This window comes from Collinsella aerofaciens (assembly GCF_040910245.1).
Taxonomy (GTDB): Bacteria; Actinomycetota; Coriobacteriia; order Coriobacteriales; family Coriobacteriaceae; genus Collinsella.
Genome location: NZ_JBDGAY010000027.1, coordinates 14017 through 27431, shown reverse-complemented (window position 1 = coordinate 27431; position 13415 = coordinate 14017). Strand labels below are relative to the sequence as shown.

17 protein-coding genes and 1 pseudogene are annotated in these 13415 nt (G+C 60.6%); 15 read left to right on the top strand and 3 right to left on the bottom strand.

Translation table 11 applies throughout. The annotated features are described in order from the left end of the window. Nucleotides 1–323 precede the first annotated feature (323 nt). The 14 genes and pseudogenes from rplC to AB5Z20_RS08785 all read left to right on the top strand — a co-directional run bounded on the left by rplC (nt 324) and on the right by AB5Z20_RS08785 (nt 8439). Complete coding sequence (gene rplC, locus AB5Z20_RS08850) at nt 324–944, top strand: 50S ribosomal protein L3 (RefSeq protein ID WP_035137484.1); 621 nt, start codon at nt 324–326, stop codon at nt 942–944. 46 nt (nt 945–990) lie between these two features. Next, nucleotides 991–1617, top strand: coding sequence for a 50S ribosomal protein L4 (gene rplD, locus AB5Z20_RS08845; protein WP_006235032.1), 627 nt, complete (start codon nt 991–993; stop codon nt 1615–1617). Beyond that, a complete protein-coding gene (rplW, locus tag AB5Z20_RS08840; RefSeq protein WP_022094197.1) occupies nt 1618–1905 on the top strand; it encodes a 50S ribosomal protein L23 in 288 nt (95 codons plus the stop codon). It abuts the gene before it with no gap. A 179-nt stretch (nt 1906–2084) separates the two neighbouring features. Further along, nucleotides 2085–2915, top strand: a complete 831-nt coding sequence (gene rplB / locus AB5Z20_RS08835; protein ID WP_022094198.1) for a 50S ribosomal protein L2 — start codon at nt 2085–2087, stop codon at nt 2913–2915. A 32-nt stretch (nt 2916–2947) separates the two neighbouring features. Next, nucleotides 2948–3208 carry a 30S ribosomal protein S19 gene (rpsS, locus tag AB5Z20_RS08830; RefSeq protein WP_006235035.1) on the top strand — a complete coding sequence of 87 codons (261 nt, stop codon included), beginning with the start codon at nt 2948–2950 and terminating at the stop codon, nt 3206–3208. 14 nt (nt 3209–3222) lie between these two features. Further along, on the top strand, nt 3223–3594 hold the full coding sequence (gene rplV, locus AB5Z20_RS08825; RefSeq protein ID WP_006235036.1) for a 50S ribosomal protein L22: 372 nt from the start codon (nt 3223–3225) through the stop codon (nt 3592–3594). Between the two features lie 6 nt (nt 3595–3600). Further along, the gene (gene rpsC, locus AB5Z20_RS08820) at nt 3601–4311 is read left to right on the top strand and encodes a 30S ribosomal protein S3 (protein ID WP_006235037.1); all 711 of its coding nucleotides are present in this window, start codon (nt 3601–3603) and stop codon (nt 4309–4311) included. Continuing rightward, nucleotides 4311–4727 (top strand): annotated as a pseudogene (gene rplP, locus AB5Z20_RS08815) (50S ribosomal protein L16); the annotation flags it as partial. The gene rpsC and the pseudogene rplP, both read left to right, overlap by 1 nt. A gap of 86 nt (nt 4728–4813) precedes the next feature. Further along, nucleotides 4814–5029: a 50S ribosomal protein L29 gene (rpmC, locus tag AB5Z20_RS08810; protein WP_006235039.1), complete on the top strand. Its 216-nt coding sequence runs from the start codon at nt 4814–4816 to the stop codon at nt 5027–5029. A 16-nt stretch (nt 5030–5045) separates the two neighbouring features. Continuing rightward, nucleotides 5046–5306 (top strand): 30S ribosomal protein S17, encoded by a 261-nt coding sequence (gene rpsQ, locus AB5Z20_RS08805; protein WP_006235040.1) that lies wholly within the window; start codon nt 5046–5048, stop codon nt 5304–5306. Nucleotides 5307–5424: 118 nt separating this feature from the next. Further along, nucleotides 5425–5793: a 50S ribosomal protein L14 gene (rplN, locus tag AB5Z20_RS08800; protein WP_006235041.1), complete on the top strand. Its 369-nt coding sequence runs from the start codon at nt 5425–5427 to the stop codon at nt 5791–5793. A gap of 13 nt (nt 5794–5806) precedes the next feature. Beyond that, nucleotides 5807–6112, top strand: a complete 306-nt coding sequence (gene rplX / locus AB5Z20_RS08795; protein WP_368156986.1) for a 50S ribosomal protein L24 — start codon at nt 5807–5809, stop codon at nt 6110–6112. A 497-nt stretch (nt 6113–6609) separates the two neighbouring features. Then, nucleotides 6610–7689 carry a Gfo/Idh/MocA family protein gene (locus tag AB5Z20_RS08790; RefSeq protein ID WP_368156985.1) on the top strand — a complete coding sequence of 360 codons (1080 nt, stop codon included), beginning with the start codon at nt 6610–6612 and terminating at the stop codon, nt 7687–7689. Between the two features lie 3 nt (nt 7690–7692). Then, nucleotides 7693–8439 (top strand): DeoR/GlpR family DNA-binding transcription regulator, encoded by a 747-nt coding sequence (locus AB5Z20_RS08785; protein ID WP_346976727.1) that lies wholly within the window; start codon nt 7693–7695, stop codon nt 8437–8439. Nucleotides 8440–8492: 53 nt separating this feature from the next. Here the strand turns inward: AB5Z20_RS08785 and AB5Z20_RS08780 are convergent, their stop codons facing one another. Both AB5Z20_RS08780 and AB5Z20_RS08775 read right to left on the bottom strand, forming a co-directional pair. Continuing rightward, nucleotides 8493–9152: an RluA family pseudouridine synthase gene (locus AB5Z20_RS08780; RefSeq protein ID WP_346976726.1), complete on the bottom strand. Its 660-nt coding sequence runs from the start codon at nt 9150–9152 to the stop codon at nt 8493–8495. Nucleotides 9153–9167: 15 nt separating this feature from the next. Beyond that, nucleotides 9168–11660 carry a U32 family peptidase gene (locus AB5Z20_RS08775; protein WP_368156984.1) on the bottom strand — a complete coding sequence of 831 codons (2493 nt, stop codon included), beginning with the start codon at nt 11658–11660 and terminating at the stop codon, nt 9168–9170. 379 nt (nt 11661–12039) lie between these two features. On the opposite strand from AB5Z20_RS08775, the gene AB5Z20_RS08770 reads away from it, so the two are divergent. Further along, a complete protein-coding gene (locus tag AB5Z20_RS08770; protein ID WP_368156983.1) occupies nt 12040–12417 on the top strand; it encodes a RidA family protein in 378 nt (125 codons plus the stop codon). Between the two features lie 119 nt (nt 12418–12536). Here AB5Z20_RS08770 and AB5Z20_RS08765 read toward each other — a convergent pair whose 3' ends face one another. Next, nucleotides 12537–13193 carry a helix-turn-helix transcriptional regulator gene (locus AB5Z20_RS08765; RefSeq protein WP_271758618.1) on the bottom strand — a complete coding sequence of 219 codons (657 nt, stop codon included), beginning with the start codon at nt 13191–13193 and terminating at the stop codon, nt 12537–12539. Nucleotides 13194–13415 lie beyond the last annotated feature (222 nt).

Genomic DNA, 13415 nt, shown 5'->3' with positions numbered 1-13415 from the left:
GGTATCGGGTTCCCACATTCATCCGCACATGTGCGGATGAATGTGGGAGGTGTTCGGTTGAAGTTGATAATCAAGGTACCTGCGTAAACAATGTGAGTGAAATATGAATCTCGATGGATACGCCCGCAGCCGTGTATACTAAACAGCTGTGTGAAACCAGGGGAGTATTCTGGCTGGACAAAATGCCTGCTTAATAGGGTTGTCAGGTAGTCCGGACGCAATACAAGGCTGGGGAGCACGTCGTATAAGTAGTGGTCCTCTAGGGGCGTACGCTCGGTGGTGTACGCATTGTCCCAAGACCACGCGAGAGTTGGGATCATATCTTGATCAGCATGATTCTCGGCCGCAAGATTGGCATGACCCAGGTTTGGGACGAGGACGACAACGTCGTTCCCGTCACGGTCATCCAGGCTGGCCCCTGCGCTGTCTCGCAGGTTAAAACTCAGGCAACCGACGGCTATGACGCCGTCCAGATCGGTTTCGGCGACATCAAGGCCAAGAACGTGAACAAGCCCATGGCTGGTCACTTCGCCAAGGCTGGCGTCGAGCCTGTCCGCTTCCTTCGTGAGGTCCGCGTCGAGAACGGCGAGGAGCACAAGGTCGGCGAGGTCGTCACCGTCGCTGATTTCGCTGATGTCGAGAAGGTCGACGTCATCGGTACCTCCAAGGGTAAGGGCTTCCAGGGTCGCATCAAGCGCTGGGGTCAGCGCCGCGGTCCTATGACGCATGGTTCTCACTTCCAGCGTCACCCCGGTTCTATCGGTCAGTGCGCCTATCCTGCGCGCGTCCTCAAGGGCGTCAAGATGGCCGGTCACATGGGTAACGAGCGCGTTACCGTCAAGAACCTTTCCGTTGTCCGCATCGATGCCGAGCAGAACCTCATCTTGGTCAAGGGCGCTGTCCCGGGTGCCAAGAATGGTCTCGTCGCCATCCGTATGGCCTAAGGGCCCAGCCCATTTAGCCCAGCGTCATACCAAGGAGAACACTTAAATGGCAAAGTTTGAAGTAAAGAACAGCGAGGGCAAGAAGGTCGCCGAGGCCGAGCTCGCCGCTGAGGTGTACGGCATCGAGCCGAACATCCACGTTATGCACCACATCGTCAAGTGCCAGATGGCCTCTTGGCGTCAGGGCACCCAGTCCGCTAAGGGCCGCTCTGAGGTTTCCGGTGGCGGCAAGAAGCCTTGGCGTCAGAAGGGCACCGGCCGTGCCCGCCAGGGTTCCATCCGTGCTGCCCAGTGGCGTCACGGTGGCGTTGTCTTCGCCCCCAAGCCCCGTTCCTACGCTAAGCGTATGAACAACAAGGAGGTCAAGCTGGCTATGCGCTCCGCGCTGTCCGCCAAGCTGGCCGATGGCGAGCTCGTGCTCGTCGACGACTACGGCTTCGAGAAGCCTTCCACCAAGGCTGCCGTCGCCATGCTCAAGGCTCTCGGCCTTGAGGGCAAGCGTCTGACCATCATCGTTCGCGATGAGGACGTCAACGCCTACCTGTCGTTCCGCAACATTCCCAAGACGTTCATCATCACCGCTGACGAGGCCAACACCTACGATCTCGTCAACAACAACGCCGTGCTGATGCCCGCCGACATCGCCGCTCACTTCGGGGAGGTGCTTGCATAAATGACCGCCCACGAGATCATCATCCGTCCGATCGTGTCCGAGCGTTCCTTCTCCGGCATGGAGCTGAACAAGTACACGTTCGAGGTCGCCAAGGATGCTAACAAGTATCAGATCAAGGACGCTGTCGAGGAGATCTTCGGCGTCAAGGTCGTTCGCGTGAACACCCTGACGGTCAAGCCCAAGACCAAGCGCGTGCGCTATGTCGCCGGCAAGACCCGTTCTTGGAAGAAGGCCATCGTCACGCTGGCCGAGGGCGACACCATCGAGGTCTTTGGCAACCAGGCCTAAGACTCGCTGCTGTTGAGTGAGCTCATGCCTCCCAAAAAGGGGAGGCGAGAGCTCAAGGTTTTGGGCGTATAAAATGGACACGCCCGGAACCGTGTATACGTCCGGTGTCATCGCACCCGAGGCAGAACCTCGAATCCCTGTCTGCGATGGCTAACGGATTCCTATTGAAAGGGATTGTAATGGCTGTAAAGCACCTTAAGCCGACCTCCGCTGGTAGGCGTTGGCAGACGATCTCCGACTTCTCCGAGATCACCTGCACCAAGCCCGAGAAGTCTCTTCTCGAGCCCCTGCCCAAGAAGGCCGGTCGTAACAACAACGGCCGCATCACCACCCGCCACCAGGGCGGCGGCGTGAAGCGTCGTTACCGCGTGATCGACTTCAAGCGCAACAAGGACGGCGTGCCCGCCAAGGTTGCCACGATCGAGTACGATCCGAACCGTTCCGCTCGCATCGCTCTGCTGCACTACGCTGACGGTGAGAAGCGCTACATCCTGGCCCCCAAGGGCCTCGAGGTCGGTCAGACCATCATGTCCGGTTCTGACGCCGACATCAAGCCGGGTAACGCTCTGCCCCTCGCCGACATCCCCGTCGGTACGCTCATCCACGCCGTCGAGTTCCAGCCGGGCAAGGGCGCTGCTATCGCCCGTTCCGCCGGTAACTCCTGCCAGCTGATGGGTAAGGAGGGCAAGTACGCTATCGTCCGTATGCCTTCCTCCGAGATGCGCCGCATCCTCGTTACCTGCCGCGCCACCGTCGGTGAGGTCGGCAACGCCGATCACTCCAACATCGTCATCGGCAAGGCCGGCCGTAAGCGTCACATGAACGTGCGCCCGACCGTCCGCGGTACCGTCATGAACCCTGTCGACCACCCGCACGGCGGTGGCGAGGGCAAGAACCACACCTCTGGTCGTCCCTCCGTTACCCCCTGGGGTAAGCCGACGAAGGGCCTTCGTACGCGCAAGAAGAAGAAGGTCTCGAACCAGCACATCATTCGTCGCCGTAAGAAGTAATTTCGGATACCGAGTTTTAGGAGAAAGCACTTATGAGCAGAAGTCTCAAAAAGGGCCCGTTCGTGGAGACTCGCCTTCTCTCGCGTATCACCGCGATGAACGAGGCTGGCAAGAAGGACGTCGTGAAGACCTGGTCCCGCGCGTCCACCATCTTCCCCGAGATGGTTGGTCACACCATCGCCGTCCACGACGGCCGCAAGCATGTGCCCGTGTATGTTACCGAGTCCATGGTTGGTCACAAGCTCGGCGAGTTCGCGCCGACTCGTACGTTCCGTGGCCACAAGGCCAAATAGGGGGTTAACCGTAAATGGCAACTAAGTCTATTGAAACTGAGGCCACCGAGGTTCGCGCCGTCGCTAAGTACGTGCGTGTTTCCCCCAGCAAGGCCCGCCTGGTGGTCGATCTGATCCGCCGCAAGCCTGTCGCTCAGGCCTTCGACATCCTCCACTTCTGCGACCGCGCCGTCGCCGTGGATGTCGAGAAGGTTCTCCGTTCCGCCGTTGCGAACGCCGAGAACAACAACGGTCTGCGTGCCGACAACCTGGTTGTCGCCGCTGCCTATGTTGACGAGGGTCCGACGCTTAAGCGCATCCGTCCCCGCGCCAAGGGTTCCGCTTCTCGCATTCTGAAGCGTACTTCCCACATCACCGTCGTCGTTGCTCCTCGAAAGGAGGCGTAAAGCTGTATGGGTCAGAAAGTCTACCCCACCGGCTTCCGTCTTGGCATTACCGAGAACTGGCGCTCCCGCTGGTTCGCAGAGAAGGATTACGCTAAGACCCTCGGTAACGATCTCGAGATCCGCAAGTACCTCGAGAAGCGTCTTTCCCGCGCAGCTGTCTCCCGCGTCGAGATCGAGCGCGCTGGCGACAAGGTGAAGGTCATCATCCTCACCGCTCGCCCCGGCGTTGTCATCGGTAAGAAGGGTGCCGAGATCGATACCCTCCGCACCGAGCTCGAGAAGGTCGCTGGCGTCTCCAAGGGCCAGCTCTCCGTCGACGTTGTCGAGATCAAGCGCCCCGAGCTCGACGCCAACCTCGTTGCTCAGTCTATCGCCGAGCAGCTCGAGGGCCGCGTTGCCTTCCGTCGCGCTATGCGCAAGGCTGTCCAGTCCGCCCGCAAGGCCGGCGCTAAGGGTATCCGTATCCAGTGCTCCGGTCGTCTCGGCGGCGCCGAGATGGGCCGTCGTGAGTGGTACCGCGAGGGTCGCGTGCCTCTGCACACCCTCCGTGCCAAGATCGACTACGGCACGGCTGTCGCCAGCACCACCATGGGCGCTTGCGGCGTGAAGGTCTGGATCTACCTGGGCGAGAAGCTCCCGGGCCAGCCTGTTCCCAACCCTGCACTCGAGGGCTCTTCCCGTCCTCGTCGTCGTAACTCCGAGAGGAGGGGTCAGTAGTGCTTGCCCCTAAGCGTATTCTTCACCGCAAGGTGCAGCGTGGCTCCATGAAGGGCCAGGCCAAGGGTAATACCGAGCTGCATTTCGGCGAGTTTGGTATCCAGGCTCTCGAGGCCCATTGGATCACCAACCGTCAGATCGAGGCCGCTCGTATTGCCATGACCCGCTACATGAAGCGTGGCGGTCGTGTCTACATCACGATCTTCCCCGATAAGCCCATCACCAAGAAGCCTGCCGAGACTCGCATGGGTTCTGGTAAGGGTAACCCCGAGGAGTGGGTGGCCGTCGTCAAGCCCGGCCGCATCATGTTCGAGGTCAAGGGCGTGCCCGAGGAGGTCGCTCGCGAGGCTCTGCGTCTTGCACAGCACAAGCTTCCCATCAAGACCAAGATTGTTGCTGCTAAGAACGCTGAGCAGCGCATCGAGAAGGAGATGGCTGAGGAGGCCGCTCTCGAGGCCAAGTGGGCTGCTGAGGACGCCGCCGCCGCCAAGGAGGAGAACTAATGAAGCCCGCAGAGATTCGTGAGCTCTCGGACGCTCAGCTTGTTGAGAAGCTGAAGGAAATGCGCGCCGAGCTCTTTAACCTTCGTTTCCAGATGGCCACCAGCCAGCTGGACAACACCGCTCGCGTCAACACCGTGAAGAAGGACATCGCTCGCGTCCTCACGGAGCAGCGCGCCCGCGAGATCGCAGCGGAGAAGTCCGCTGTCGCCGAGTAGGACCTAAGGAGAGAACATGACTGATTCGCGTAACTCGCGTAAGGTCCGTACGGGTGTCGTTACCTCCGTCTCCGGTGCCAAGACCATTGTCGTCACCATCACCGAGCGCAAGCGTCACCCCAAGTACGGCAAGATGATGACCAGCTCCAAGAAGCTGCACGCTCACGACGAGGAGTGCACGGCTGGCGTGGGCGATACCGTCCGCGTTATGGAGACCCGTCCTATGTCCAAGATGAAGCGTTGGCGCCTCATCGAGGTCGTCGAGCGCGCTAAATAAGCAGTCGCTCTTACGACTTGTACGTTTCCGAAGATGTGCGTATGCCTGGTTTGCATACCACAGGCCGCCTAAAGGCTGCGCACCTCTCTTCGGTTCTTAGTTCGGAGGAACATCTACCATGATTCAGATGCAAACCATGCTGAACGTCGCCGACAACTCCGGCGCTCGCAAGATTCGCTGCATCAAGGTGCTTGGCGGTTCCAAGCGTCGTTATGCAGGCATCGGCGATGTGTTCATCGGTGCTGTCCAGGAGGCTACCCCTGGCGCCAACGTCAAGAAGAAGGACGTTGTCCGTTGCGTCGTCGTTCGCACCGTTAAGGAGATCCGCCGCAAGGATGGCTCCTACATTCGCTTTGATGAGAACGCCTGCGTTGTCATCAACAACGATGGTTCGCCCGTCGGCACCCGTATCTTCGGGCCTGTCGCTCGCGAGCTTCGTGACAAGAAGTACATGAAGATCGTCTCGCTCGCTCCCGAGACCCTGTAGTTAGGGGAGATATATGTATATCAAGAAGGGCGATAAGGTCCAGGTTCTCTCTGGTAAGGATCGCGGCAAGCAGGGCGTTATCCTGCGCGCTCTCCCCGCCGAGAACAAGGTCGTTGTCGAGGGCGTTTCGGTCGTCAAGAAGGCCGTCAAGCCCAACGCTGCCAACCAGCAGGGCGGCATCGTTTCGCAGGAGGCTCCCATCGACGCCTCCAACGTCAATCTCGTCTGCCCCGAGTGCGGTAAGGTTACCCGCGTCGGTCACGAGAAGGACGGCAAGAACAAGCTGCGCGTCTGCAAGAAGTGCGGCCACGAGTTCTAAGCTGCCCGCAACACCAAGTTGCTAGGAAAGGCCCGGATGCTCCACGGCATCCGGGCCTTTTTCTATCCCCACTCATTGGGGACAGACTTAAATGAGTGGCCGTTGATTGGCAGTCATTGGGGACAGACTTAAATGACTAGTTGATAGGGACGGTCTTTAGATCTGTATATCTGGCCATCTAGGATAGGCTTCAACGAAAGCGGCACCTAGGGACAGTCCTTCGATGTCTGGTGCCCCCAGAGGGGTGAAGTAATACAGCTGGCTCTGTCTTTAGAGCTTTGGTGCTCCGCCCCTATATGTTTCACAAGGATTGTAGCATGCGCATTTACGCGCAGAGTCTTGCGCGATGATGCGCATGGCCGCGCAAATATCTGCTAACTATGGTTAAATAATGACCGACAAGCAAATAAACACGCAAATACGAGCAAATGCGCGCGCATTTGTGCGAATATAGGGCTGTTGGAAATGAAGAACTTCCGATGATTCAGGAGGCACATATGGCAGATTCCAAGCAGGCTCCACTCGACTCCGCGGCAGCCGCAAAGGCAGCGTTCGCTTCGGTCCAGGGCAAGCCGTTCCCTGATGATATCTTTACGGCTCCCGAGCTTCGCTGGGCTGTGATCGGTTGCGGCGTTATCGCCAACCAGATGGCCCAGTCTCTAGCTCTTGCCGGCCGCAAGCTTGCGGGCGTCGCAAACCGTACGCTGTCCAAGGCTCAGGCTTTTGCCGAGCAGTATGGCATCGAGAAGGTCTATGAAACGGTTGAGGACCTCTACGCCGATCCGAACATCGATGCCGTTTATATCACCACGCCGCACAACACGCATATTACCTATCTGCGTGCCGCGCTGGCCGCCGGCAAGCACGTGCTCTGCGAGAAGGCCATTACCCTCAACTCTGCCGAGCTTGACGAGGCCCGCGCCATCGCCGATGAGCACAACGTGGTCCTTATGGACGCCACAACGGTGCTTCACATGCCGCTGTATCAGGAGCTGCGTCGTCGCATGGATGCGGGCGAGTTTGGCCGCATGAACCTTGCTCAGCTCAACTTTGGCAGTTACAAGGAGTACGGCGACCTGACAAACCGCTTCTACAACCGTAGCCTTGCCGGCGGCGCCATGCTCGACATTGGCGTGTATGCCCTGTCCGTCATGCGCCTCTTTATGGCAAGCCAGCCCGCTGAGGTCGTTTCGCTGGGCAACACCTGTGAGACTGGCGTTGACGTCGCAGGCGGCATTGTCTGCTGTAACGCCGAGCAGCAGCTGGGCGTGGTGAGTCTTACGCTTCACTCCAAGCAGCCCAAGCGCTCGGTCATCAGCTTCGACAAATGCTATATCGAGGTCAACGAGTATCCGCGCGCCGACCATGCGACCATCGTGTGGACTGCGGACGGTCACCGTGAGGAGGTCCACGCTGGCACCGAGGCTTACGCTCTGTGCTACGAGATGGCTGACCTCGAGCAGGCCGTCGCCGGCGACGATTCCAAGCGTGAGCTTCTGGATTATGCTTCTGATGTGATGGAGCTCATGACCAAGCTCCGCGCCGATTGGGGAGTCGTCTACCCCGAGGAGGAGTAAGCGATGCTTGCGGAAGATAGGCTCAACACGATTGTGTCGATGGTGCAGCAGGCCGGCTCGGTCACTGTGCCGGAGCTTGCCGAGGCGCTGGGCGTGACACCGTCCACCATTCGCCGTGACTTGCAAACGCTCGACCGCGCACACCGTATCGCCAAGGTACACGGAGGCGCGACGAGTCTGGAGCGCGCGCACGTGACGCGCGACCTGACGATCAGCGAGCGCAGTGATCTCCATAACGATGACAAGGAGCGCATCTGCGCCCGTGCCGCGGCCCTGGTGGAGCCCGATAGCTTTGTGTATATCGATTCGGGCTCCACGACCCTCAAGCTCATCGAGCATCTTCCGCGCCTTGAGGGTGTCACCTATGTGACCGATTCCGTGCTCCATGCTCAGCATCTCGCCCTGCGTGGTATGCGCACCGTGGTGCTAGGCGGCGAGCTCAAGCCCGAGACCGAGGCGCTCGTCGGTCCCGATGCCTTGGCAACCCTGGACCGCTATAACTTCAACTGCGGTTTTTGGGGTTCCAATGGCATCGCCGCCGAGCAAGGTCTCACCACACCGGATATCGAGGAAGCGCAGGTCAAGCGTATCTCGATGCGCCATACCGCCAAACGCTTCGTAATCTCGGACGCCAGTAAATTTGGCATGGTGGCGCCCGTCAAGTTTGCGGACTTCCGCGACGCAACGATTATTACTGCGGGCGAAGTACCCGCCAAGTACCAGTCGATGGACAACGTCATCACGGTCTAGCGACGGGACAAGGCCAAAACCACCACAAAGGTGCCTGTCCCCATTGTGGTGGTTTAGGGTTCCCAGGGGCAGGGGGCTTCGATGTAGATGTGCTCGCCGGTTACGGGATGCGTAAAGGACACGCTGTGGGCATGGAGCATGAGGCCGCAGGGGCGCGGCGTGCCATAGAGCTCGTCGCCTACCAGGGGATGACGCTCGCTTGCCAGATGCACACGGATCTGATGCTTGCGGCCGGTGAGCAGCTCGACATCGATATATGAGCGCGTGGGCAGGCCACGACGGCTCTTAAGACGCTTGAGCACCTTCACGCGCGTTTGAGACGGCTTGCCGCTGGCGCCGACGCGCATCTTTCGGCTGTCGTGACGGTCGCGGGCGATGGGCTTGTCGATGAGCTTTTCGTTCCAGTCGATCTTGCCCTCGGCGAGCGCCAGGTAGTGCTTTTCGAAAGCGTGGTCGATGACCATCTGGTCAAAGGCGGGCTGCGTCTGCTTGTCGAGCGAAAACAGCACCACGCCGGTGGTGTCACGGTCCAAGCGGTTGAGCGGCTGCATGTCGGTCGCGGCAAAGCCGTCGCCCATCGCCAGCAGCAGGTCGCTGGCGTAGTCGGTGAGCGTGCGCTCTCCGGTGCCGTCGCCGTGGACGATCATGCCGGCGGGCTTGTCGATGGCCATGAGCCAGGCGTCGCAGTAGAGGACTTGAGGTTCTTCGTTCACGTGTTAGCCTTTCGGTTAGCTGATTCCCACAAACATGCAGCCCGAGGTCGCCCCGCGTAGGCGGGCGGCGGGCTTGTGGCCGGCCTGCGCTGCTTCGACGGCACGACGGGCGCGGGCGACGGCACGGCCCACCTCATCCGTCTCGAGCAGCGTTCCGTCCACCATGAGACGACGCACGCCGGCATCGAGCAGCTGAGGAACCTGAGGCGTGAGGTCGATGGGGTAGGCGTCGTACAGGCGAGAGCGGCCGTGGATGTCGGTGCGGACGGGCATGACCTTTCCGTCGATATTCTTGAGTGACAGCTTGCGGGCACGCAGGCGGCAGTTGGCACAATCGTGGATGCAGCCGTTGGCAACCTGCAGAATGCAATGCTCGCTTGTCATAACGCGCGGGCGGCCAAAGACGGTGATGCCCAGAGCCGCGGGCGCGGCGGCGCCGAGCGAGACAATCTCGTCGAGCGTGATCTCGGGCGAGAGCCAAAACGCACCGGCTCCACGCTCGGCAAGCGCCTCCATGCAGGGCGTGTTGTGCACCGGCAGGCAAGAGCGAATCTCGGCCGTGGCGCCGGTCTGCGCGGCTACGGCGAGCTCGGAGATATTGCCGACGGCGACGGTGGCTCCGGCATTGATCCAGGGGTCAACGCGCTCGTGGTCAACAGCACGGCAGACCTCGTCGAGTACGGGCACGATACCCTGCTCAAATGCATCGGCAGGGGAGAGTCCGACAGCCTCGAGCACGTCGGTGGTCATGTAGAGGCGCGTTGCACCCTCCGCGCGGGCTGCCTCGACGGCCTCGAGCGAGGTGACGGTGGCGCAGATCTGCGGCTCATCGCGGTAATGCTCGGGTATGGCGTGCGTACATTTGTCGAGCCCCGGAATCTCGAGCGTTTTCGCACGCTTCTCATACGGTGCCAGAATGGCCTCCTCCAGCGCCTTGCAGGCGGCAGCGCGCACCTTGTGCACAGCGGAGAACCCCATGCCGCAGCCCTCATCGAGCGTCACATCAAAGCTCGCAGCCTCAAAGGGCGAGGAGCCCATGCGGCCCACATGCTCAACCAGGTCTGCCGCCTCGACGGCGCGGGTCTTGGCGGCCTCGACGGTGAAGCCCGTGGCGGTGGCGATGAGCGCGGGGTCGTCGCAGCAGGTGAGCGTAACGGTAAACGGCTTGCCCAGACGCGCCACGACGGACACATCTACGGCGCGGCGGCGCAGCACATCGCGCTTGAGCGCGGCGCCGGCGGCGTCAATGGCACGCTGACTGCGAATCACGCGGACGCGGCAGCCCTCGGGCATGCTGCGGGGCACGCGGCACTCAATGATGTCACCGGCGGCGGCATCATCGGCGGCGATGGTGGTCAGGAACTGATCAAACTCGTTATCGTGGCGAAGCTCCAGCAGGTCGCCCTTGCCCACGGGCTCAAACAGCTCAATGCGGGCGATGGCGGCGCGGCGACGGCGGTCGTCGGGTTTGAGCCCACGCACGTCGCGGTTGGCCAGACGGCTGCCCAGCACCGTGCCAACGATCTGGCCGCGGTTGTTGGAACGCTCGTAGCTCATCATCTCGTCGCCCGAGGTGCCGTCCTGATAAGCGTGCGTAAAGTCGCGGTTGAAGCAGCGCTTGAGCTGACGCTGGCGGGCGGCTTCCTCGTCCTTGGCAACGGTGGCTCCGGATAGCATGTCGTCAATTTCGTGACGATACACGTCGACGATGGAATACACGTAATCGGGGGCCTTCATGCGGCCCTCGAGCTTGAGTGATGCGGCGCCGGCGTCATACAGACGGCGAACGAGCTGCGACGTGTTGGTGTCGCGCGGGCACAGCGCGCGCTCGCGACCGGCAGGGGAGAGCGAGCGGCCGTTCTCGTCAATCAGCTCGTAGGGCAGGCGACAGGGCTGAGCGCACATGCCGCGGTTGGCCGAGCGGCCCGCCATGGCAAAGCTCGAGAGCAGGCACAGGCCCGAGTAGCAAAAGCAGATGGCGCCGTGGCTAAAGACCTCCAGGTCAACGTCGGGCGCGGCATTGTGAATGGCGGCGATCTCGTCGATGGAGAGCTCGCGCGAGAGGGTCACGCGGTCGGCGCCCTGCTCGCGGCACCAGATAGTCCCGCGGTCATCGTGGATGTTCGCCTGGGTCGAGATATGCGTCTCGATGCCGGGCATGGTGCGCTTGACCTCAAAGAACAGGCCCCAGTCCTGGATAATGAAGGCATCGGCGCCCAGCGTGGAGCAGCGGCGGATGAGTTGCAGCGCATCGCCCATCTCGGACTGCTTGATGACGATGTTGACCGTGACGTAGACGCGCGAGCCGGCCAGGTGCGCGGCGCGGCAGGCCTGCTCAAAGGCCTCATCGGTAAAGTTGGTTGCCTTGCGGCGGGCGTTGAAGCTGCCCATGCCGCAGTAGATGGCGTCTGCCCCGGCAGCGAGTGCGGCGGCAAAGGGCTCCGGGCCTCCGGCGGGCGCCAAAAGCTCGGGTCTGCGGTTGGTGGTTCGACTGGCGGTTGCGGTCATATCCTGCCTTTCAAAATGCTCAGATACTCAAAAGTATAGTGGTGCTGTTGCGGCGGACGAGCCCTGTGGCCCAAGCAGGATAAAGTCTTCAGCAGCCCTTGCAGCAAAAATGATCCGTTTCCCTCTGTCCCCAGCGGATCAGGTGATCCATAGGGGGCGGAGGGAAACGGATCATTTTGAGCTTCACCGTCCGGTCGTGCCGTTCAGCGGCCGATAGGCGCCGTTGGGCGATAAAATATTCTCGCAACGTGATAATAATCTTGCATCGCGCGGAAACCTTGAGTACTATCCCAAATCAAGCGCGGTGTTCAGACCGAACTGTGCCTCCCGGTGTGAACACCGCGCTCACGCTCTCTCAATTGATCGTAAGGAGATAAACATGAGCAAGACCGTCGTGTCTTCCGATAACGCACCTGCAGCCATCGGCCCGTATTCCCCCGGCATCCAGACCGGCAACATGGTGTTCCTGTCCGGCCAGCTGGGCATCGACCCCGCAACCGGCAAGATGCCCGAGGGCGTCGAGGCCCAGGCTAAGCAGTCCCTTGCTAACGTCGAGGCCCTGCTGACCGCTGCCGGCACCACCTTTGCCGATGTCGTCAAGACCACGGTCTACCTGGCCGACATCGCCGACTTCGCTGCCGTGAACGAGATCTACGCCTCCAAGTTCGAGGCTCCGTTCCCCGCGCGCAGCGCTTTCCAGGTTGCCGCCCTTCCGGCCGGCGGTCTGGTCGAGATCGAGGTCGTCGCCGCTCTCTAAGGTGTTGACAACAACTAAACATGACATGCAAAAAGACCCTGCAGTGCGTGTGAACTGCAGGGTTCTTTTGTCACGTGACGGATCGCTTGCGGAGCCACCAAGGGCAGTCTTTTTACTTGTTAGCCTTCCTTGCGGACTTTTTGCAGGTAGCGGTAGACGCTGGGCTCCGAGATGCCCAGCGCGGTGGCGGCGCAGGCCACGGCACCCTTGAGCATGAACACCCCGTTGCCGTTGAGGTGGCGAATGACGTCCACGCGGTCGCTTTGACCAAGCGATGCTACATCCAGCCCGCGCGCGCTCAGCAACTCGGCAATGCTGCGGTCGATGAGCTCCTGTGTGGACTCCGAAAGGCTTTCGACCTCGATAGAGGCGGGCTCCGTGCGCGTCGGCGCCGCGTCGAAGCACGCCATGAGCTGCTGCGCCATGGCGTTGATGGAGCGCACGGTCGAGAGGTCGGTGTTGACGCAGAGCATACCGACAATCTCGTCATTCTCGCGGATAAAGTACGTCGCCGACTCCAACGTCTTGCCACCGGCACCGCGCCCCTCGTAGCCCGTAATAAACGGCAGGTCGCGATACTTGGCGTCGTGCATGATCTTGAGTGCCAGGTCGGTGGCGGGACCGCCGACCTTGCGGCCGCTCACGATGCCGTTGCGGATATCGACGATGGCGTGGTCGGGATCCGAGAAATCGTGCAGCACGATTTCGCTGTTTTTGCCGAGTATCTGCTCCAGGAAATCGACCATCGGCAAAAAGCGACGTACGGTCTCGTTCACGGGCAACTCCTTTTGGTTCTATCGAAGTGTTCATAACAATTTTTTATCATGGTAACACGCTGCTCATCATCTCGTATATCCGCAGGTACATTGCGTAATACAGACGAACGGTAGGAATTTAGCGGTAAACGGTCGACCAAAAGAAAAGTAAGATGTTATTTTGACAAGACACTTTCCTGACCTGCGGAAATGCATTATCTCAGCTGAAGAATAGTCTGATAA

Coding starts and splice junctions, on each gene's coding strand:
- rplD (WP_006235032.1), top strand. CDS start 991: ATGGCAAAGTTTGAAGTAAAGAACAGCGAGGGCAAGAAGGTCGCCGAG.
- rplW (WP_022094197.1), top strand. CDS start 1,618: ATGACCGCCCACGAGATCATCATCCGTCCGATCGTGTCCGAGCGTTCC.
- rplB (WP_022094198.1), top strand. CDS start 2,085: ATGGCTGTAAAGCACCTTAAGCCGACCTCCGCTGGTAGGCGTTGGCAG.
- rpsS (WP_006235035.1), top strand. CDS start 2,948: ATGAGCAGAAGTCTCAAAAAGGGCCCGTTCGTGGAGACTCGCCTTCTC.
- rplV (WP_006235036.1), top strand. CDS start 3,223: ATGGCAACTAAGTCTATTGAAACTGAGGCCACCGAGGTTCGCGCCGTC.
- rpsC (WP_006235037.1), top strand. CDS start 3,601: ATGGGTCAGAAAGTCTACCCCACCGGCTTCCGTCTTGGCATTACCGAG.
- rpmC (WP_006235039.1), top strand. CDS start 4,814: ATGAAGCCCGCAGAGATTCGTGAGCTCTCGGACGCTCAGCTTGTTGAG.
- rpsQ (WP_006235040.1), top strand. CDS start 5,046: ATGACTGATTCGCGTAACTCGCGTAAGGTCCGTACGGGTGTCGTTACC.
- rplN (WP_006235041.1), top strand. CDS start 5,425: ATGATTCAGATGCAAACCATGCTGAACGTCGCCGACAACTCCGGCGCT.
- rplX (WP_368156986.1), top strand. CDS start 5,807: ATGTATATCAAGAAGGGCGATAAGGTCCAGGTTCTCTCTGGTAAGGAT.
- AB5Z20_RS08790 (WP_368156985.1), top strand. CDS start 6,610: ATGGCAGATTCCAAGCAGGCTCCACTCGACTCCGCGGCAGCCGCAAAG.
- AB5Z20_RS08785 (WP_346976727.1), top strand. CDS start 7,693: ATGCTTGCGGAAGATAGGCTCAACACGATTGTGTCGATGGTGCAGCAG.
- AB5Z20_RS08775 (WP_368156984.1), bottom strand. CDS start 11,660: ATGACCGCAACCGCCAGTCGAACCACCAACCGCAGACCCGAGCTTTTG.
- AB5Z20_RS08770 (WP_368156983.1), top strand. CDS start 12,040: ATGAGCAAGACCGTCGTGTCTTCCGATAACGCACCTGCAGCCATCGGC.